Annotated in this window: 15 protein-coding genes; 4 read left to right on the forward strand and 11 right to left on the reverse strand. The window is 65.6% G+C overall.

Annotation, left to right across the window (positions count from 1 at the left end; translation table 11 throughout):
- Positions 1 to 65: 65 nt before the first annotated feature.
- On the forward strand, positions 66 to 1310 hold the full coding sequence (locus tag HV770_RS05325) for an NAD(P)/FAD-dependent oxidoreductase (protein ID WP_175158412.1): 1245 nt from the start codon (positions 66 to 68) through the stop codon (positions 1308 to 1310).
- 158 nt (positions 1311 to 1468) lie between these two features.
- Here HV770_RS05325 and guaD read toward each other — a convergent pair whose 3' ends face one another.
- From guaD to HV770_RS05375, 10 genes are all read right to left on the reverse strand, one after another.
- Positions 1469 to 2842 (reverse strand): guanine deaminase, encoded by a 1374-nt coding sequence (guaD, locus tag HV770_RS05330; protein WP_175158413.1) that lies wholly within the window; start codon positions 2840 to 2842, stop codon positions 1469 to 1471.
- 82 nt (positions 2843 to 2924) lie between these two features.
- On the reverse strand, positions 2925 to 3983 hold the full coding sequence (locus HV770_RS05335; RefSeq protein WP_175158414.1) for an adenosine deaminase: 1059 nt from the start codon (positions 3981 to 3983) through the stop codon (positions 2925 to 2927).
- A gap of 45 nt (positions 3984 to 4028) precedes the next feature.
- The gene (xdhC, locus tag HV770_RS05340) at positions 4029 to 5045 is read right to left on the reverse strand and encodes a xanthine dehydrogenase accessory protein XdhC (RefSeq protein WP_175158415.1); all 1017 of its coding nucleotides are present in this window, start codon (positions 5043 to 5045) and stop codon (positions 4029 to 4031) included.
- 130 nt (positions 5046 to 5175) lie between these two features.
- On the reverse strand, positions 5176 to 7605 hold the full coding sequence (gene xdhB / locus HV770_RS05345; protein ID WP_175158416.1) for a xanthine dehydrogenase molybdopterin binding subunit: 2430 nt from the start codon (positions 7603 to 7605) through the stop codon (positions 5176 to 5178).
- A complete protein-coding gene (gene xdhA / locus HV770_RS05350) occupies positions 7605 to 9170 on the reverse strand; it encodes a xanthine dehydrogenase small subunit (RefSeq protein ID WP_175158417.1) in 1566 nt (521 codons plus the stop codon). The genes xdhB and xdhA overlap by 1 nt, the downstream gene beginning before the upstream one ends.
- Before the next feature lie 454 nt (positions 9171 to 9624).
- A complete protein-coding gene (locus HV770_RS05355; protein ID WP_175158418.1) occupies positions 9625 to 10134 on the reverse strand; it encodes a disulfide bond formation protein B in 510 nt (169 codons plus the stop codon).
- A gap of 160 nt (positions 10135 to 10294) precedes the next feature.
- Positions 10295 to 11674, reverse strand: coding sequence for an amidase (locus HV770_RS05360; RefSeq protein ID WP_175158419.1), 1380 nt, complete (start codon positions 11672 to 11674; stop codon positions 10295 to 10297).
- A 144-nt stretch (positions 11675 to 11818) separates the two neighbouring features.
- Positions 11819 to 12499 carry a GntR family transcriptional regulator gene (locus HV770_RS05365; protein ID WP_175158420.1) on the reverse strand — a complete coding sequence of 227 codons (681 nt, stop codon included), beginning with the start codon at positions 12497 to 12499 and terminating at the stop codon, positions 11819 to 11821.
- A gap of 233 nt (positions 12500 to 12732) precedes the next feature.
- Positions 12733 to 14073 (reverse strand): MFS transporter, encoded by a 1341-nt coding sequence (locus HV770_RS05370; protein ID WP_175158421.1) that lies wholly within the window; start codon positions 14071 to 14073, stop codon positions 12733 to 12735.
- A gap of 7 nt (positions 14074 to 14080) precedes the next feature.
- Positions 14081 to 14767, reverse strand: a complete 687-nt coding sequence (locus HV770_RS05375; RefSeq protein ID WP_175158422.1) for a DUF2848 domain-containing protein — start codon at positions 14765 to 14767, stop codon at positions 14081 to 14083.
- 210 nt (positions 14768 to 14977) lie between these two features.
- Here HV770_RS05375 and HV770_RS05380 point away from each other — a divergent pair, with 210 nt between their 5' ends.
- The 3 genes from HV770_RS05380 (at position 14978) to HV770_RS05390 (ending at position 19774) form a co-directional block, all read left to right on the forward strand.
- Entirely contained in the window at positions 14978 to 16738 is a 1761-nt protein-coding gene (locus HV770_RS05380) for a cation:proton antiporter (RefSeq protein ID WP_175158423.1), read from the forward strand.
- 162 nt (positions 16739 to 16900) lie between these two features.
- The gene (locus tag HV770_RS05385) at positions 16901 to 18412 is read left to right on the forward strand and encodes a gamma-glutamyl-gamma-aminobutyrate hydrolase family protein (protein WP_175158424.1); all 1512 of its coding nucleotides are present in this window, start codon (positions 16901 to 16903) and stop codon (positions 18410 to 18412) included.
- Positions 18413 to 18994: 582 nt separating this feature from the next.
- On the forward strand, positions 18995 to 19774 hold the full coding sequence (locus tag HV770_RS05390; RefSeq protein WP_175158425.1) for a DUF2968 domain-containing protein: 780 nt from the start codon (positions 18995 to 18997) through the stop codon (positions 19772 to 19774).
- Positions 19775 to 19884: 110 nt separating this feature from the next.
- Here the strand turns inward: HV770_RS05390 and HV770_RS05395 are convergent, their stop codons facing one another.
- Positions 19885 to 20151 carry a hypothetical protein gene (locus HV770_RS05395; RefSeq protein ID WP_175158426.1) on the reverse strand — a complete coding sequence of 89 codons (267 nt, stop codon included), beginning with the start codon at positions 20149 to 20151 and terminating at the stop codon, positions 19885 to 19887.
- Between the last annotated feature and the right edge of the window lie 1133 nt (positions 20152 to 21284).

Raw genomic sequence — 21284 nt, forward strand, 5'->3', positions numbered from 1 at the left:
GATTGTAACGAGAAGTAAGGGCGCGACGTATTGCGGCGCGCCGCATGCAAACCATTGAGGCAATTTTGAGCACACATTCATCAAAGCGCATGAGCGTCGATGTGGCGATCATCGGAGCCGGTCCGGCCGGTGCGGTAGCGGCCGCGCTATTGCGCCAGGCGGGCCGTTCTGTGCTGGTGCTGGAGCGTCGGCATTTCCCGCGTTTCTCGATCGGTGAGAGCCTGCTGCCGCAAAGCATGGCCTACCTTGAAGAGGCGGGGATGTTGCAGGCGGTGGTCGAAGCGGGCTTTCAGCATAAGAACGGCGCGCATTTCGTGTATCGCGACCAGTCGTCGTCGTTCGATTTCCGTGACAAGCATTCGGCCGGTTGGGGCACCACTTATCAGGTCGAGCGCGCGGCGTTCGACGACATCCTGATTCGCTGCGCCGCCGCGCAGGGCGCCGACGTGCGCTTCGGCCATACGGTACGCGCGGTGCATCCCGGTGCCACGCCGCTCGTCGACGTGATCGACGAAGCGGATCACGCGTATCAGGTCGAGGCGCGTTTCGTGCTCGATGCGAGCGGCTTCGGGCGCGTGCTGCCGCGTCTGCTGAATCTCGAATCACCGACGCGGATGCCGACGCGCGCCGCGATCTTCACGCACGTGCGCGACGGTATTCCGGTCGACGCGTGGGACCGCAACAAGATCTGCATCGCCACGCATCCGGAGCGCCGCGACGTGTGGTTCTGGATGATTCCGCTGGCGGGCGGGCGCTCGTCGGTGGGGTGCGTGGCGCAGGCGAGTTTTCTCGACATACCGGAAGCGGAGCGCGACGCGATGCTGCGCGCGCTGATCCAACAGGAGCCGACGTTGAACCGGCTGATTGGCCACGCGCCGTTCCTGATGCCGGTGCGCCATATCGGCGGCTACGCGGCGAACGTCGAGCGCCTGCATGGGCCCGGTTACGCGCTGCTCGGCAATGCCGGCGAATTTCTCGATCCGGTGTTCTCGTCCGGCGTGACGATCGCGCTGCGCTCAGCGCATCTCGCGGCGCACACATTGAACCGGCAACTGGACGGCGAAACGGTCGACTGGTCGGCGGATTACGACGTGCCGCTGCGCAAAGGCATCGACACGTTCCGCGCGGTCGTCGAGCGTTGGTACAGCGGCGAGTTGCAGGACATCATCTATTACCCGGACCAGGTGCCGTCGATTCGCCGCATGATCAGCGCGGTGCTGGCGGGCTATGCGTGGGACGAGTCGAATCCGTATGTTGCCGATCCGGTGCGGCGGCTTACTGCACTGCATGAGGTGTGTATGCAGCGGTGAGCGGCGGCATCGTTTGGGCCGCACGTTGAAGAGGTCAAATGAAAACGGCGCTTTCCGATTGAAGCGCCGTTTTTCATTCAGCGGCCCGAGCGAGGCGGCCTCGTCATGTCGCGATCAACGCGCACTCAAGCCGCACTCAAGCGGCACTCAAGCGGCATTCAAGCCGCAATCCGCGCCGCCCGAGCCGCATGCTGCCGCACAGCGTCGCGACGATGCACGCGCTTGCCGGCCGCATACGTTTCGTAGACCGCACGATCGTCGCCGAGCAGCGCAAACGCGAACAGCAGTTCTTCCAGCGATTCGGTGCGCGCGGTGCGGCGCGCGAGCAGCGGCGTCGCCCGCGGATCGAGCACGACGAAGTCTGCTTCCGAGTTCGGTTTCAACGTGCCGACCTTGTCCGCGAGATCGAGCGCAACGGCTGCGCCCGCGGTCGCCAGATAGAACATGCGCGTGGCGCTCAGATGATGCCCGCCCAGGCGAGCGACCTTGTGCGCCTCGTTCATCGTTTGCAGCATCGAGAACGAGGTGCCGCCGCCGACGTCGGTTGCCAGCGCGATCGGCATGCCCGCCGCGTCGGCCTTGTCGAAATCGAACAGACCGCTGCCGAGAAACAGGTTCGAGGTCGGGCAATGCGAGGCGAGCGTGCCGGTTTGCGCCATGCGTTGGCGATCCTCCTCGTCGAGGTGGATGCAATGGCCGTACACCGCGCGGCGGCGCAGCAGGCCGTAGTGATCGTAGATGTCCAGATAGCTGCGGTGGCCGGGAAACAGACCCGCGACCCATTTCACTTCGTCGACGTTTTCCGCGACGTGGCTCTGAATGAACACGTCCGGATGCTGGCGCGCCAGCACGCCGCACGCTTCGAGCTGCGCTTCGGTCGAAGTCGGCGCGAAACGCGGCGTGAGCGCGTACATCTGGCGCCCGCGATTGTGCCAGCGGCCGATCAGTTCGGCGCTGTCGTCGTAACCCGATTGCGCGGTGTCGCGCAGGAACTCGGGGCAGTTGCGGTCCATCAGTACTTTGCCCGCGACCATCCGCAGATTGCGCGCTTCGCTCTCGGCGAAAAGCGCGTCGGCGGATTCCTTGTGGACCGTGCAGTACACGAGCGCGGTGGTCGTGCCGCACGCGAGCAGTTCGTCGACGAAAAAGCTCGCGGTGTCGCGTGCATACGCCGGATCGGTGAAGCGGCGCTCGGTCGGAAACGTGTAGGTGTCGAGCCACGGTAACAAACCCGGCGCCGGCGACGCAATCATGTCCGTTTGCGGAAAGTGAATGTGCGTGTCGATGAAACCCGGCACGATCAGCTTGTCGCGCATTTCCTGCACCTGGGTCCCCGGCGCGAGCCGCGCCGCGAGCGCCGCATACGCGCCCGCCGCGGCCACGTGGCCGTCCTCGACGATCAGCAGGCCGTCCTCGTGGAACACCGCCGCATCGGGCGACTGAGCGGGGTCGCCGGTGAAGGTCAGCAGTTGCGCGCGAAATGCCGACTGCGCTGCTTTGGCCGGGTGGGCCGGGTTAGTCGCTTGAGTCATGGAAAAACCGTCTCCGAATGTGAAAAGCCTGGCAGCGCGGACGGACGAACGGTGCCGCCGTGGCCACTTTATGTCGGCACCGTCAGTGCGAGCCGCTTTGATGCCAGTGCGCGTCGAGCTTCGCGATCAGCGCGCCACGCTCCGCGGGCGTCACGAACGACGCTTCGAAGCTGTTGCGGATGATCGTGTAGACCTCGGCGTCGTTGAGCTTCAACGCGTCGATGGTGGCGAGATAGTTGGCGTTGACGTAGCCGCCGAAGTAGGCCGGGTCGTCGGAGTTCACCGTCACCGCGACGCCGCGATCGAGCAGGTCCTTCAGCGTGTGCTTGGTGAGGTCGTCGAAGACGCACAGCTTCAGGTTCGACAGCGGGCACACGGTCAACGCGACGCGCGAGTCGGCCAGACGCGTGACGAGCGCCGGGTCCTCGATGCTGCGCACGCCGTGATCGACACGGTCCACTTTCAACAGATCGAGCGCTTCGTAAATGTACGAGGGCGGCCCTTCCTCGCCCGCGTGCGCGACGAGTTTCAGGCCGAGCGCGCGCGCCTTCGCGAACACGCGTTCGAACTTCGATGGCGGATGGCCGCGCTCCGACGAGTCCAGGCCGACACCGATCAAGCGGTGCTTGTACTGCTCGAACAGCGGCAACGCTTCGTCGAAGGTGGCGAGCGCATCCTCCTCGGACAGATGACGCAGGAAGCACAGAATCAGCTTGCTCGTCATGCCGCGTTTTTCCGCATCGGCGAGCGCGCGTTCGATGCCGGCCACGACGGTGGCGATCGGCACGCCGCGCTCGGTGTGCGTCTGCGGGTCGAAGAAGATCTCGCTGTGAATCACGTTGTCGGCGAGGCACCGTTCGACATACGCCATCGTCATGTCGTAGAAGTCCTGCTCGTGCAGCAGCACGCTCGCGCCCGCGTAGTAGATATCGAGGAACGATTGCAGATCGGTGAACGCGTAAGCGGCGCGCAGCGCGTCGATCGAGTCGTACGCGAGCGTCACGCCGTTGCGCCCGGCGAGCGCGAAAATCAGTTCGGGTTCGAGCGAGCCTTCGATATGAATGTGCAGCTCGGCCTTCGGCGCCCGCGTGGTCTTATCGGCGAGCGAGGAGGAGATCGTGGTGGCGGTCGTTGTAGTCATGGTGGTTCGAAGTTTGTTGGAGCCGTTGCGCGCCGGGGTCGCGTTTCAGACCGCTTGCGGCGCGTGATGCGTGCCCGTGTTTGCCTCGACGGCCTGCAGCACCTGCGCGGCCGCCGAGATCGCGATGATCTCCGGCGACTTGTCGACGATGCCGTCGACGCCGAGCGGGCACTTCATCCGCGCGATCTGCGACGGGTCGATGCCGCGCGCCGCAAGCCGGTGTTCGAACTGCTTGCGCTTGCTATGCGAGCCGATCATGCCGAAGAACGCGAAGTCGCCGCGCCGCAGAATGCGCTCGGCCAGTTCGAGATCGCGCGCATGATTGTGCGTCATCACGATGAAGTATGTGTTCGGCGCGGCCTGATCGATTGCTTCGTCGGGCGCGTCGTTCGGATCGAGCTTGACGTTCGGCGCGTGCAGCGATTCGAGCGGCGGGAACTGGGCGTCGCGTTCGTCGACCCAGCGCACGGTGCAGGGCAGCGTGGCCAGCACGCGCACGAGCGCGGCGCCCACATGGCCCGCGCCGAACAGCACGACGGAGAAGTCGCCCGGCGCGATGGTTTCGGTGAGCAGCGCGCTGCTGTCGTCGAAACCGGCGCCGTCCCACAGCAGGCAGTCGGCGGCATCGACGCCTGGCTCGGGCTCGGACAGCATCACCGCGTCCGGCGCGGGGCCGAATGATACGCTACGCACGGTCGATTGACCCGCGGCCACGCGCTTCGCGAGCGACGTGATCCAGCCGAGGTCGCCGATGTCGAGCCGCTCGAACGCCAGTATCACCGCGCCGCCGCAGCATTGGCCGAGGCTCGGGCCGAGCGCGAAACGCTCCAGCCGGCGCATATGCGGCGAGCGCATGCCGTCGCGCAGCACCTGGCGCGCGGTCTCGATCGCCTTCCATTCGAGGTGGCCGCCGCCGATCGTATGCTTCGCCGATTCGCGGGTAACGATCATCTTGGTGCCGGCTTCGCGCGGCGCCGACCCTTCGACGCGCGCGACCGTCACCAGCACGGCGGCGTCGCCGTGCGCGAGCAGTTGTTGCAGCTCAGGTAGCCAGGCTTGCATCCGGCGTTTCTCCATACAGGGCGGCGCGGGGTGTCCGCGCGGCCGGTTGCGCTTTTGCGTGCGGCCTGACGCGTTCGTGTCGCGTGAGGCCGTGGGGTCGATTCATTCCGGTCATTCTATTGCGGTTGTTTCAGGCCGTCGCGCCGGTGCTCGTCTGCGTGGCGGATTGTTCGGCCGCATAAGCGGACTGCAACGCGTCCAGCGCATCGAGTATTGCTTCGGGCGTGGCCGGCGCGCGTAACGGTGGAGCAGGTTGCGCGCCTGGCACGGCCGCCGCGATCGCGTCGCGAATCGCAAGGAACACCGAAAACGGCAGCAGAAGCGGCGGCTCGCCGACAGCCTTCGAGCGGAACACGGTCGGCTCCGCGTTCTGGTTCTGATAGAGCTGCACATAGAACGCGGCGGGCGTGTCGCTGACGGCGGGAATCTTGTACGTGGACGGCGCGTGCGTCATCAGCCGGCCATCGCGGTTCCACCACAGTTCCTCTGTGGTGAGCCAGCCCATGCCCTGAATGAAGCCGCCTTCCACCTGGCCGATATCGATCGCCGGATTGATCGACTGCCCGGCATCGTGCAGCACGTCCGCGCGCAGCAGTTTCCATTCGCCGGTCAGTGTGTCGATCACGACTTCGGACACCGCCGCGCCATACGCGAAGTAATAGAACGGATGGCCGGTCAGCGTCTTCGCATCCCAGTGCACTTTCGGCGTCGTGTAGAAACCGTCCGACCACAATTGCACGCGCGCGAGATACGCCGCGCCGACCAGTTGTTCGAAGGGCATTGCGCCGCCGTTCACCGACACCGTGCTATTGGCGAATTGCACGTCTTGTGCATTGCCGCCGAGCTGTTTCGCCGCGAGTTCGGCGAGCCGCGCGCGAATCGTGTGCGCCGCCGCTTCGGCCGCTTTGCCGTTCAGATCGCTGCCGGTCGACGCCGCGGTCGCCGACGTATTCGCGACTTTGGACGTATCCGTCGCCGTCACCCGCACGCGTGAGAGCGGCAAACCGAACTGATTCGCGACCACCTGCGCGACCTTCGTGTTGAGCCCCTGGCCCATCTCGGTGCCGCCGTGATTGACGAGCACCGAGCCGTCCTTGTACACGTGCACCAGCGCGCCGGCCTGGTTCAGAAACGGCACGTTGAACGAGATGCCGAACTTGACCGGCGAAAACGCGATGCCGCGCTTGAGCACCGGACTGCTCGCGTTGAAGGCGGCGAGCGCCGCGCGCCGTGCGCGGTAGTCGCTGCTATCGAGCAGCGCGTCGGTCAGCGGCGCGATGATGTTGTCGGTGACGCGCTGCCCATACGGCGTCGTATCGCGTTCGCCGACGCCGTAGTAGTTGGCGAGACGCACGTCGAGCGGGTCGCGCTTCAACTGACGCGCGATGCCGTCGAGCATCACTTCCGTCACGAGCGCGCCTTGCGGTCCGCCGAAGCCGCGGAACGCGGTGTTCGATTGCGTGTTGGTCTTGCAGCACAGCGCGACGATATCGACGTCGCTGAGGTAGTACGCGTTGTCGACGTGGCACACGGCGCGCGTCGCGACCGCGCCCGACAGATCGGCCGAATAGCCCGCGCGCAAAGCGATTTCGACGCGCGCGCCGAGAATGCGGCCGCTGTCGTCGAAGCCCGCCTCGTACTCGTAGACCGCGTCGTGGCGCTTGCCGGTGATCATGAAATCGTCGTCGCGATCGGCGCGCAGCTTGACCGGACGGCGCAGCAGCTGCGCCGCCAACGCCGCCACGCACGCGAACAGGGCCGACTGCGATTCCTTGCCGCCGAAGCCGCCGCCCATGCGCCGGCATTCGCACACCACGTTGTGCGCGGGCCAGTCGAGCATATGCGCGACCACCTGCTGCATTTCGCTCGGATGCTGCGTCGAACTGTAGACGAGCATGCCGTCCATTTCCTTCGGCACCGCGTAGGCGACCTGGCCTTCCAGATAAAACTGCTCCTGGCCGCCCACTTCGAACGTGCCGCTGATTCTGTGCGGCGCGGCGGCGATCTGCGCGTCGGGCTCGCCGCGTTTCAGATGCAGCGGCGGCAGCACGAACTGCTTCGCGGCCTTCGCTTCGGCGGGCGTGAGGATGGCTTCGAGCGGTTCGTAGCGGATCACGTCGTCGCTTTTTGCGAGCGCTGCCGCTCGGCGCGCCAGTTCGTGGCTCTCGGCAATGACCGCAAACACCGGCTGGCCGAGATACAGCACTTCGTCGACGGCGAGAATCGGGTCGTCGTGCAGCACCGGGCCGCAATTGTTTTCGCCGGGGATGTCCGCCGCGCTCAGCACCGCGATCACGCCGGGCGACTTCCTGAGCGCGTCCAGATCCATCGACACGATCCGCGCGTGCGCATGGCGCGACAGGCCGAGCGCCGCGTGCAGCGTGCCTTGCAGTTCGGCGATGTCGTCCGTGTAGGTGGCTTCGCCGCTCACATGCAGTGCAGCCGATTCGTGCGGCAGGGACACGCCGATTGCGGCGTGGTTGTCGTGTTCACGCGCGGCGGCGTGCTTGCTCGCCAGCGTCCCGCCCGCGTGTTCGACGAAAGCATCGGTGCGGTTCATCACAATGGCTCCTTCGCTGCGGCCGCATCCGGCACCGCCGCCACGCCTGACAGCGCGGCCGCGAAGCCGAACGCATTCACGTCGAGCAGCGCGAGCGGCGCGTCCTGGCGCGTTTCGAGGTGAAAGCGCCACAGCAGGTTGCGCGCCACCTTCAGCCGGTAGGCGCTCGACGCGCGCATGTCGGTGAGCGGCTGATAATCGGCGACGAGTGCGTTCATCGCCTGCCGCGCGGTGCTTTCGTTCCAGGTTGCGCCGTTCAGCACGGCTTCGGTTTGCGCGGCGCGCTTCGGCGTGGCCGCCATGCCGCCGAAGGCGATGCGCGCGGTCTGAATCGCGCCGTCGGCGCCGAGGTGCAGGGCGAACGCAGCGCATACCGCCGAGATGTCCTGATCGTAGCGCTTCGACACCTTGTACGTGCGAAAGCGCAGGTTGCCCGCCGGGCGCGGCACGCGCAGCGCCGCGACGAATTCGCCGGCGGCGAGCGCGGTTTTCTGATAGCCGAGATAGAACGCGTCGAGCGGCAGCGTGCGGCGGGTCGGGCCGTGGCGCAGCACGACTTCTGCGCCGAGCGCGAGCAGCGCGGGCATCGAATCGCCGATCGGCGAGCCGTTCGCGACATTGCCGCCGAGCGTGCCGGCATTGCGGATCGGCAGCGACGCGAAGCGCGTCCACAGTTCGGCGAGTTCGGGATAGTCGACGGCGAGGGCCGCGTATGCGTCTTCGAGCGTGACGGCCGCGCCGATCGTCAGCGTCTGCGCATCACGTTCGATGGTTTTCAGTTCGGCGACGTTGCCGATGTACAGGATGTCGCCGAGATCGCGGAACTGCTTGGTGACCCATAGGCCGACGTCGGTGCTGCCGGCGAGTAGCCGTGCCTGAGGATGCGCGGCACGCAGCGTGGCGAACGCCTCGAGCGTGACCGGCGCGCGGAAGGTGGACGAGCCGAACGCCGCGCCGCGTGCATCGGGCGCGCCGTATTCGAAGGTGTCGTGGCGTTGCAGATCGCGCAAGGTGTCCGCGATGGCGGCGCGGTCCAGCGTCACGCGCGGGTAGTGCGGATAGTCGAACATCTTCTGCGACGCCTCGACGATCGGCCGGTAGCCGGTGCAGCGGCACAGATTGCCGGACAACGCGGCGTTGATTTCATCGCGGGTGGGCAGGCCGGCGTCGGCGGGCTGGTTTTCGTAAAGCGCCCACATCGACATCACGAAGCCGGGTGTGCAGAAGCCGCATTGGGAACCGTGGCAATCGACCATGGCCTGTTGCACGGGGTGCAGCGCGCCGTCGGCGGCGCGCAGGTCTTCGACGGTGAAGAGCGCGCGGCCGTCCAGCGTGGGCAGGAACTGGATGCAGGCGTTGACCGCTTTGAGCGCGAGCGCACCGCGCGCGTCCAGTTCACCCACGACCACCGTACAGGCGCCGCAGTCGCCTTCCGCGCAACCTTCCTTGGTGCCGGTGCAAAACGCGTCCTCGCGCAGGTGCTGAAGCACGGTGCGCGTCGCCGGGACGCCCGCGACCTCGCGGACGGACCCCTGGTGATAGAAGCGGATGGTTTGCGTTGTCATGGCGAATCCGAAAGACAGTGCGGACCGGGCGCGCGTTACGCATGGGGTCGCCAAAGCCGGCCTCGCGCACGTAGATCGCCATCCAGGTCCCAAGATAGCATTACCGCGGCCCGAAAATATTTCCCATGTCGCATGAAGCTTATTCGGCGGTGGTCATGAGCGGTCCGTCGCCTCAGTACGATTCGCGCGGCGACGGGAAGTTGCGCGGGCGGGCGGGATTGGGCAAAAGCCGGACGGGAGCGTGTGGGCGGGTGCTTGCCCGGGCGCTTGCCGGTTATTGCCGGGTCTTTGGTAGGTCATTGCGGCGTTGGTGCCGCGGTTTTTGCCGATTCATTGCCGGGCATCGCAAAGACGCTCGCACAAGCCACGCGGACGCAAAAACGCCGGCCTTCGGCCGCCGCGAACGGCGATGCGAAGTCCGGCGTGGTGTCGGGACAGGAAGGGGGAAGCGCGTTCAGGCGATCCGGCGGCGATTGCGGACCAGGCTCAAAGCCAGCGGAATGAACGCGAGCACGAACGCGACCAGCGACCACATCGGCAGCGTCAGGCCGAGAATCGGCGGATAGGCCGTCTCGCACAGGCCGGCCACCTTGAACACGCCCGGCAGCCAATGGGCGGGCGGCAGACTGTCGACCACGGGCTGCAGCGCGTCGAAGCCGCAGCTAAAGCCCGGATTGGCCTGCACATACACGTGGCGCGCGGCCGTCACGATGCCCGCGAGCGCCGACAACGCCGCCAGCAGTTCCAGCAGACGCACGCCGCGCCAGTGGTTGAAGCGGGCGCCGAGGAAGGCGAAGATCGCGGTCAGCAGGAAGAAATAGCGCTGGATGATGCACAAGGGGCACGGGTCTTCGTGCAGGAAGTACTGCAGGTACAACGCGCCGCCCACCAGGGCGACGCAGATGAGGCCAAGCAGAACCAGCAGGGAGCGCTCTCGGCGCAGCATCGCAGTGTCGTTGTTCATGGATCGTAGGGCCGTCTGAAGACAAAAGGGCAAGTGCCCGCGATTCTAGCGCGAACCCCTGCCCCGACGCTTATCGCACTATTGCGTCCGCTGGGCCGCTGGGCCGCTGGGCCGCTGGGCCTCCTAGCCGCCCGGCATCGCACTCGCCGCCCCCTCCCGCTCAACGAATCGCGTTGAGCACCGCCTGCGCGCCGCGCCCGATCGCCAGCAGCGCATCGTCGGCGTGCAGCGCGCCCGCCAGCATCAGCCCGACCGGCGCGTCGCCGCGCAGATGGCAGGGCAGCGACAGCGCACAGGTATCGAGGAAGTTGAACACGCTCGGGTTGCGCAGGATCAGCGCATTGGTGCGGCCAAAGGTGTCGTCGTCGTGGATCAGGTCTGCCACGCGCGGTGGCAGCACCGGCACGGTCGGCGCGACCACAGCGTCAAAGCGCTGCCACAGCGTGCGCGCGGCTTCGTCGAGCATCGCTTCGCGTTCGGCGAGCAGGTCCAGATAGTCGACGGCGCTGGCCGGCTGGCCTTTGAGAATGCGCGTGAGCACGCGCGGGTCGTATTGCTCGCGATGCTTGTCGAGCAGCGGCCGATGCCACGCATACGCTTCGATCGGCGAGAAGCCGAAGCGGTTGATTTCGGGCAAGCGGTCGAGCGGCGCGAAACGCACTTCGCTGACGATCGCGCCGGCCGCTTCGAGGTGCTTGAGCGCGGTGTCGATCGCGGCGGCGACCGCCGGCTCGACGCCGTCGGTGACGAAGTTCGTCAGCACGCCGAGGCGCACGCCTTCGAGCGGCCGCGCGGCCGGAATGCGCGGCTCCAACCCGGCCAGCATCCGGTCGACCAGCGCGCAGCACGCGACCGACACGCCGATCGGCCCGAACGAATCGAGCGTCGTCGAGAGCGGCACGCCGCCCTGCTTCGGGATGCGCGAGGCAGTCGGCTTGAAGCCGGTCAGGCCGCACAGGGCGGCCGGGATGCGGATCGAGCCGCCGGTGTCGGTGCCGAGCGCGATGGCCGCCATGCCGTCGGCAACCGAGGCCGCCGCGCCCGACGACGAGCCGCCCGAAATGCGCTCGTCGCCTTTCACGTTGCGCCGGTACGGCGAGAGCGGATTGCCGTAGTGCGGATTCAGGCCGAGTCCGGAAAACGCGAACTCGCTCATGTTGGTGCGACCGACGATCACCGCGCCGGCCCGCTTCAAACGCGCGACCGCGACGGCGTCGGTTTTCGCGGGCGGGGCGTCGGCGAGCACGACGGAGCCCGCGCGGGTCGGCTGGCCTTCGATGTCGAACAGGTCCTTGACCGACACCGGAATCCCGGCGAGCGGCGAGAGCACGGTGCCGGCTGCGCGCAGGCGGTCATGCGCGTCGGCGGCGGCGCGGGCGCTGCCGGCGTCGACGTGCATGAAGGCGGCCGCGCCCTGGCCGGCCGGATCTTCGATCCGTTCGAGCGCGGTTTCGACGAGCGCGCGGCTCGTGGTGCGTCCGGCGGCGAGGTCGGCGGCAAGCTGGGCTAGCGGCGGGAAGGACGTGAATTCAGTGGCCATGATGTCGGTGAGAATCCGGTTGAACCGGGCGAAGCCGGTTGATCAAGGGATGCGGCAGGTGAAGGTGGCTAATGAAGAGGGCAAACAGGTGTGCGCTTGAAAACGGTCGCCGTGACGCACCGTGATGCGTGCGCCCCGGATGCTTCAGATGCGGTTGAAGAGCGTCGCGCGGAACGCCTCGATATGCTTCTGCACCGATCGACGCGCGCCTTCGGCATCGCGCTCGCGCAGCAGCCGGAACAGTTCGAGATGTTCTTCATGGACATCTTCGAGATGATGCGGCTCGGACAGCGAAATGAACCAGAAGCGCAGCGAGCGCTCATGCAACCCGCGCAGGATGTCGGCGAGCACCGGGTTGCGCGAGGCGGCCGAGACGGTCAGATGAAATTCGCGGTCGATGTCCATCATCCCTTCGACGTCGTGTGCGGCGACGCACACCGACGAGCGGTCCAGCAGCGCCTGCATCGCGTCGTAGTCGTGCTGCTGCGCGTGGCGCGCGGCGAGTTCGACGCAGTAGCTTTCGTTGACGAGACGCACGTCGATGATCGCCAGCACGTCGTCGAGCGAAACCGGCCGGACCATGATGCCCTTTCTCGGCATGATGGTCAGCATGCCTTCGTGCACGAGGCGGTGCAGCGCCTGGTGGACCGGCGTTCTACCGATCCCGGTCAGCGCCATCAGTTCCGCTTCGTTGAGCACCTCGCTCGGCCGCAGCCGCATCGTGATGATCTCGCGCTTGACGAACGCATACGCCTGTTCGGCGAGGCTCGCGGCGGCGCTCGCACGGGTGGGCGGGGAAGGGCGGGCAATTTGCTGGAGCGTCATGGGTCGAGCGAGCGGGCGGTGTCGTCCGCATTGTAGTGCAAGGTTTTGCGCGCACGGGGCGCGCGGTGCGCATGGATGTCGAGCTGCGCGGACATCGCCGCGATCGTGCTCCGGGGGCGGGCCGGATGCGCACCAGACCACGTGTGCTGCGCGTCATCCGTCACGCCCCTGCGCCACGCATCTGTGTCGCTCTTTGCGCCGCAAACTCGATTCCGGCGCGCTTCATGCCGGGCTCACGCACGCCCCGGCGCAACCTGCGCCGCATGCCGCACCTTCACGCGCGGCATCATCAACGTGACCAGCCCGCCCACGGTCAGCGCCCCCGCGATCAGCACCAGTCCGAACGTCACGCTATGCGTCGCGTCCTTGACGATGCCGAGCACGTACGGGCTCACATAGCCCGCGAGGTTCGCGATCGAGTTGATGACCGCGATCCCCGCGACGGCCGCCGTGCCTTGCAGGGCAGTCGTCGACATCGACCAGAAGATGCCGAAGCCCGCGAGGATGCCGATATACGCGATCGAGAGGCCGGTGACGGCGAGCGGAATCGAGTTGGTCACCGATGCGCTGCCAAGCAACCCCGCCGCGCCGATGAAGCAGCATATCGCGTAGTGCCAGCGCCTCTCGCCGGTGATGTCCGACGAACGGCCGATCAGGATCATGCCGATGCCGGCGGCCAGATACGGAATCGCGGTGACGAAGCCGTTGGTGACGAGGTTCGTCACGCCGAGATCCTTGACGATCTGCGGCAGCCAGAACGAGAAGCCCGCGTTGCCGGTGACGAGGCAGAAGTAGATCAGCGTCAGCAGCCAGAAACGGCCCGAGCGCAACGCGACCGCGAGACTGTGCTCGGCGCCGGCCGCCGTGGCCGCGCTGTTTTCCCGCGCGAGGCGGCTCGTGATCACGCGCTTTTCGTCGGCGCTGAGCCACGCGGCTTCGGTGGGCGTGTTGCGCAGGACGGCGAGCGCCCAGAAGCCCGCGAGAATCGACGGAATGCCTTCGATCAGGAACATCCACTGCCAGCCGCGCAAGCCGTGCGCGTCATGCAGCGCCGACATCAGAAAGCCCGACAAAGGCGCGCCGATAATGCCCGCCACCGGAATGGCCGCCATGAACACGGCGACCATTCGTGCGCGCCGGTCGGACGGAAACCAGAAGGTCAGATACAGCACCACGCCCGGCACCAGCCCGGCTTCGGCCACGCCGAGGAAAAAGCGCAGCACGTAGAACATCGTTTCGCTGTGCACGAACATCATCAGGCACGACAGCAGGCCCCACAGCATCGTGATGCGGGCGATCGTGGCGCGCGCGCCGAACTTCTTCAGCAGCAGGTTGCTCGGCACTTCGAACACGAAGTAGCCGAAGAAAAAGATCCCCGCGCCGAGTCCGTACGCCGCGTTCGACAACCCGAGGTCGCCGGTGAACTGCAGCTTCGCGTAACCGATGTTGACGCGATCCAGATACGACAGCACATAGACGAGAAACAGGAACGGCATGATGCGCCAGGTGATCTTGCGCAGCGCGGTGGCTTCGAGCAGCGCGTCGGCATTGACGGCGGGCGATGGGGAGCTCATGCGTGCCTCATTCGACGATAGGTAGCGCGCGCACGCGATAGGCGTGGCGCAGCGTGCGGTTCAGGATGGGGTCGTGCAGTTCGAGTTCGAGCGCATCGCCATCGGCCATCCCGACGATACCGCCTTGCACCGCCAGCGTGCCGCAGAACATCGCCGCGCCGGCGGCGAGCGGCGCGCGAGCGAGCAACTCGGCGGCCGGCAGCAGCGATGCGACGCTGCCTTGCTGATAGACGCGCCGCTCGCCGTTCGCGACGGCATACGCGCGCATTTCCAACTGGTCCCAGTGGCCGGCGACGTCGTCGAAACGCCACGCGTCGCGCGCGAGCGGTTTCGGGCAGACCTGCTTGGAGACGGTCACGCCGTACGCCTCCACCTCGCGGTCGGTGTGGTCGGAGCCGATCGTGACGAGCAAGCCCGCTGGCGTTTGCAGCAGCACACACTCGGCTTCGCCGCTGGACTTCACGCCGACCACGTCGATCTGCTCGGCCTGCGTCAGCAGTTCTGCACCGAGCCGATAGAAGCACGGCGTGGTGGACGGCCGCTTCACGCCGAGTTCGGCCAGTTCTGCAATGTGATGCTCGATGGCCGCCTGATCGCGCCCGGCCCACCCGGCGATGGTCAGACGGCTCACCTCGACCTGCTCCGCACGGCTCTGGCCGGCGCGGTCTGCAACATGGAAAGACAACGGCTGCATCAATCGGCTCCAAGGGAAAATATGCGGCAGATATTATTGTGATATTTCACACAAGTCCAGCGTGTCAAAAATATTCCGGCTGACGCTGCGCGCAACGGGTGCGATATTCCTGGGAGAATCCCAAGCCCTTCGGCCTTTTGCGCGATCGGGCGGTGCGGACGCGGCTGGTACACTGCCTCTTTGAGATTACTTTTTGTAAGGGACGCATCCATGCACCATGGCATTGGCTTCATTCAGGATCTGGCGGTCGTGATGGCGCTCGCCGGCGTCGTCACCGTGCTGTTCCATCGCCTGAAGCAGCCGGTGGTGCTCGGTTATATCGCCGCGGGCGTGATCATCGGGCCGTACACGCCGCCGTTCCAGTTGATCCACGACGAGCAGACCATCCAGACGCTGGGCGAACTCGGCGTGGTGTTCCTGATGTTTTCGCTGGGCCTCGAATTCAGCCTGCGCAAGCTCTTCCAGGTCGGCGCGACCGCGATCGTCGCGGCGCTCTCCGAGATCGTGCTGATGCTGTGGATCGGCTACGAGATCGGTAGCGTGTTCGGCTGGAGTCCGATGGATTCACTGTTCCTCGGCGCGATCCTCGCGATTTCGTCGACCACCATCATCGTCAAGGCGTTGTCCGAACTGGGCCTGAAACGCGAACGTTTCGCGCAACTGGTGTTCGGCATTCTGATCGTCGAGGACATTCTCGGCATCGCGATGCTCGTGCTGTTGACCGGCATCGCGCAGACCGGCCAGTTGAGCGCCGGTCTCGCGATGGTCACGCTCGGCAAGCTGCTGCTGTTCATGACGGTGTCGCTGCTGGTGGGCGTGCTGGTGGTGCCGCGTGCGCTGAACTACGTGGCGCGCACGCGCAGCGACGAGATGCTGCTGGTGTCCGTGCTCGGCTTCTGCTTCGGCTTCTGCCTGCTGGTGGTGAAGCTCGACTACAGCATTGCGCTCGGCGCGTTCCTGATCGGCGCGATCATCGCGGAGTCGCGCCATCTGCATCGGATCGAGCATCTGATTGCGCCGTTGCGCGACGCCTTTTCCGCGATCTTCTTCGTGACGATCGGCCTGATGCTGAACCCCGCCGTGCTGCTCGACTACGCGTGGCCGATCGCGGTGATCACGGTCGCGGTGATCGTCGGCAAGATCGTGTCGTGCGGGCTCGGCACCTTCCTCTCGGGGCAGGACGCGCGCACCTCGATGCGCGTGGGCATGACCGTGTCGCAGATCGGCGAGTTCTCGTTCATCATCGCGTCGCTCGGCTTGACGCTGAAGGTGACGAGCGCGTTTCTCTATCCGATCGCGGTGGCGGTGTCGGCGCTGACCACGCTCTTCACGCCGTATCTGATTCGCGGCGCCGATCCGCTGACCCGGCGCCTCGGCCAGGCGATGCCGGCCACGCTCGCCAACGCGTTCAGCCTCTATGGCCAGTGGCTGCGCAGCTTGAGCACGGGGAGCGGCGAGCCGACGCTCTTCAGCATGACGCGCAGGATCATCGTGCAGATCGCGGTCAACCTCGCGCTGGTCGCCGCGATTTTTCTGACCGTGTCGTATAGCGCGCCGTATACCGGCAAGCTCCTCGCGCACTGGCTGAGTTCGGAGCCGATGCAGCGGGTGGTGCAGTGGAGCGTCGCGCTGGTCGTGTCGCTGCCGTTCCTCGTGGCGGTGTATCGCAAGACCAAGTCGCTCGCGCTGCTGCTCGCCGAAGTCAGCGTGCAGCCGGCGACAGCAGGGCGCTTCACGAGCGCGCTCCGTTACGCGATCTCCGACCTGGTGCCGGTGGTGTCGATGGTCGGCGTGTTTCTGCTGGTCGCGGCGCTGTCGGGCAGCATCCTGCCGCCGACCGGCCTGCTCGCCGTGGTGCTGGTCTGCGCGGCGGTGCTGCTCGCGCTCGTGTGGCGCTGGTGCGTGAAGATCCACGCGTCGATGCAGATCGCTTTGCGCGAGACTTTCGAGGAACAGCCGGATCATGAGTGATCGGGACGGACGCTGTGCGCTCCGCGGCTTCGCCAGCCGCGAGTTCCGCCGGAGTGCCCGCAACAATGTGAGCAATTGTGTGTGCGTTTGCGGGGCGTGGCGGGCTGGCGGATAATCAGGGCATATTCATTCGTTCGCGTGGAAGGCGCCTGTCTGACTGTCATGAGCGAAAATAAACCTGACAACGCCGGCGAGCCCGGCAGCCCATCGTCGCCTTCGGCGTCGCCAACCCCGGTGCCGCCGGCAGCAACGCCCGGCGCGTCGAAACCCGGCGCCACACCGCCCGAACCGGCGGTTTCGCTACCTCCCTCGCATGAAGACGCGATCCAGTCGCCGATGAAGGATGTGACGCCGGCTGCCGAAGAGGCGGCCGCGCGCTCGTCCACTGACGACCCCGAGAGCGCGTCGACCGTGACGCCCACCGATCCCCAAACGGCCCGCCGGCGCGATGCGGCCGAAGCGCGCAGTTCGGCCGCTGCATCGACGGCGAAGCAGGAAGCCGAAGTGCATGAGCGCGAGGCGCGCCATGCGGGCGCACCCACTGCGCATCCCGGCATCATGAAAGGCGCGAAGAGCGCGGCCGGCACGACAAGCACCAGGAGCGCGCCGAGCTTCGCGAGCAGCGAGCCGTTGGCCGGCGGGTTGACCACGCCGGTCTCGACCGACGACAACGCCGCCGAACCAGCGGAGACCTCCACCTCGCGCCCGGCCGGCGCGCCGCCGCCGGGCTTCGGCGCGGCGCCCGACTTCAGCGCGACCAATCCGCCGCCGCCCAATGCGTTGCCACCGTCGCCGCCGCGCTATCTGAAGCAGAACGATTCGGCGTGGACGGTGTTCGGGCGCATCATCGCGGCGCGCGCGCGTCAACTGTTCGATCGCGCGGGACAGCGGATCACGCAGCGCACGCTGCGCATCGGCGTGTCGGCGCGCATCTTCCATCCGGAGCCGGGCGCGAAGGGGCTGCGCGGCAAGACGCTGCAATACCTCGAGGAATCGATCGCGCACTGGGTGATGTCGCGTGACGTACTGGTGTTCATGATTCCGACCGTCGGTCATCAGGGCATGCTGCATCCGAGCAACATCCGGTTGCGTGACTACGCGAAGCATCTCGACGGCTTGCTGTTGCAAGGCGGCGCCGACGTTTCTCCGCAGACTTACGCGGAAGAGGCGAGCAGCCACGAGTGGCCCGGCGACCGCGTGCGCGACATGTACGAACTGGAGTTGCTGCACGAGTTTGTCGAGTCGGGCAAGCCGGTGCTGGGCGTGTGCCGCGGCTGTCAACTGATCAACGTGGCGTTCGGCGGCACCTTGTATCAGGACATCGCGACCGATGTCCCGACGGCGGCTGCGCACGTCAACGAGAACTACGATCAGCATCGGCACGGGATTCATTTTCCGGACGGTTCCACGCTGGTCAACATGTTCCCTGGCCGGCGCGATGCGATCGTCAACTCGATTCACCATCAGGCGGTGAAATCGCTCGGGCGCGATCTGAATATCGAGGCGGTGTCGGCGACGGACGGCATCATCGAAGCCGTGCGCTACCGGCGTGCGCCGTTCGTGATGGGCGTGCAGTGGCATCCGGAGTTTCATCGCGCGGGCGGCCCGGAGTTGCTCGATTGCACGCCGCTGCTCGATACGTTTTTGCGGGTGGCGCGGGAAACGCGGTTTTGAGGTTTTTTGTGTTGGTCTGGCTCGCGTTCCGGTGTGTGGACTGGGAGGGGAGCAGGCTTCGGTTAAATGCTGTTCCCCGAAGCTAATTTGTTTGACGCGCCGTCGCGTGATGCGGCGGTGCGCTTCGCGCGGCATTCGGCCTGCGCTATTTCCCTTTGTTTCCATCTGGCAGTTTGCCTCTGCATTGTCTTGACGGCTGGTATTGCGCGACCTCGCGTGACTGATGCGAGCACTCCGGGTTCCAGTTCGTCAGCCTCTCTTTATCAAGACAATAAGGAATCCGATCGTAGATGAATTTTGCGATATGGCTCCGGCTGTCTATCGCAATATTGAAACCCGCTCGCTGTTGGATTCGTACAAATCCAACGACAAGTTGGGAAACTTGTGCGCGAGGTGGTTTGCTACGGTTTGCTCCTATCCCGAAACGTTTATTTGCTGATTGGCACTTTGCTTATCCGGATTCGTTCGCCGTCAATGTATCTCAATTTGAAGCCGTGTCAGGCGGCATTTGAGTGCTTCGCTTCACGGCAAATCCGCGCGATAATCTGCGGCTCTCTTGGGATCTGGATGGAGCAAGCAGGTATGAAGTATCACTTAATAATACGGCGTGCCATGCTGCTCGCGGTTTCATACGCACTGCTGCCGCATGCCGGTTTGGCGCTCGCGGCGCAAAGCGAAGATGCCGCGCAGATTGGCGGTATGCGGCCGGCAACCAGCGCGTTGACGCCGCAGCCCAATGCGGCCGCTCTCGCCGATGCGCGGGCGGATACATCGTCCGCATCGGATGCATTGGACGCAGAGAACTCCTCGAGCGACGCGCCAGGCAATGTCGCCGAATTGATGCAGATGATTCACGACGCGAAGCTGAGCGAACTGCGCACCACATACAACGGCAGTTACGGCGCGAGTCTGTTCTTCTACCCGCAAGAAATGACTTACTACGTCGCGTTATTTCAGAACAAACATTTCTGGCGCGTGATCAAGTCCGAGAACGTGAATCGGTCGGAAGCGATCTACGCGGAGTTTGCGCAGCAGACGGCGCAGCTCGCAGATGTCGAAATTCGCCGTGTGCAGTTACAGGCGCAAAAGGCGTACATCGCGGAGATCATCGCGATGTCGCAGGATCGCGCGAAACGCCTGCAGGCCGATCTGGCTGTCGCACGTACGCAGCAGGCCAAGGTCGATGACTACCAGCGACAAGCGCAGGGCGAGGCGGTCACGTTGCGCGCGGAAAAGGAACGCGCGCAGGCGCAATTGCGTGCGGCGCAGAACGAAGTGATGCAATTGCAGCGGCAGACGGAATTCGGTCTGCCGACGCAGAGTGGACTGCCGCCGCAAAGCGGATTGTCGAACCGGAAGTAATGGCCAAATAGCGGCGTTGTGATTGGAGAAAAGCCCGGCTATGAACGAACAGCCGGGCTTCCTTTTGCCGCCCAGATTTCGCTGGCGGCGGGTAGCGGCACGTTAGCGCTTCACTTCCCGAATTGATCTGGGACCTCGGTCACGCGACGCTGTGACATATGGTTTATCCATTCCGTCCCGTTGCCGATCGGCGAATGGTTTGACGCAGCAGGGCGGGGCGGCGGCGCGATATCGCGCAGGTGCGTGGCGGCGGACATCGTGACGTCGGCGTATTCGTCGACGCCGAGTTGCGCCGGCGCGAGAGGCGAGTAATTTCCCGCAGCGGAAGGTGCCGGCGAGGTTCGTTGCGCGCTCGGCGGGACGGTGATGTGCGGCATACCGTCGACCATGGGCGCAGCGCGCGATAGCGGATTTGCAGTCGTGCTGCGCGCAAGATGATCGCGTGTTTTTTCTCGCCGGCTGCCGGCCGTTTCGCGAAGCGTGTGGCGGCGTGAGACAGGATCGCTGCTTGCGACATGCGGCGCCGCCGCTGCTTGAGTCGCGCGGGGCACAGGCGCATAAGTGGAGCGGGCAGACGAAGATGCACGCTCCGCACGCGCCGATGTCGCGCTTCGAGCCCGCGCTTTAACTGCGCCACCGCTAACGGGTTCCCTCGCAATAACCACATCGGGCACGCGACGCTGCGCCGGCGGCACATCGCGGTTGGCGGTGGCCGTGACCACGGGTTTCTCAACGGCGATCATCTGGCGATGCGCCGAATCATCGAACGCAATCCATGCGAGTATCGCGGCGCCACTGAGTGCGCATGCGCCACCTGCGAACGCTTTCCAATGGGGCGGAACATCGCGCGACCTGGACACGAACACAGGTGCCTCGACCATAGTCAGCGCGCCGGCCTCAGCGCCCCCATGCGGAGTTTCTTCACGCGCAGGGTGAAATACCGTCGTCGCACGCGTCGCTGTTGCTGCCGAAGCAACTGCCGCAGCAGCGCGCCGTGCATTCAACGGCACCCATGTGCAAAACGACAAGATGGCCTTGTCGCTCATGCAGAAGGTGCGCAGCACCGCTGCATAGAGCGCCTTGATTTCGGTGCGCCAGCTTTGACCAGGCGGAAGAAGCGTCCAGTCACGGCCGAAGGGCGTCGGCAGACGATCGAGCGGACGCAGGCGCGGCATAGCGATCGCGCCTTCGATCAGGGTGAACGGAATAGTGGACATCGGTCTGTTCCGGCGCCTCGTAGTGGGGCCGCCGTGGGCGGCTGCGGGGATCGGTAGGGACTCAGGCTTGCGGTGATGCAGATAGAACGCCTTGCATGCATACCGCACGTCGACGCGAACATCAGCAAGCGTATTCACGAGGAACACATGACCGGGTGCACGCACGCCAACCGGTGACGCCCTCGATTACACGCGATGATGCCGGGCCGCTGTCATACCGGAAATCAGACCGCTCCGAAAAAATGGGGACATCCCCGAGACCCGGACCGATCCAACCACGACGACCCGTCCTC

The organism is Paraburkholderia fynbosensis, assembly GCF_902859935.1.
Taxonomy (GTDB): Bacteria; Pseudomonadota; Gammaproteobacteria; order Burkholderiales; family Burkholderiaceae; genus Paraburkholderia; species Paraburkholderia fynbosensis.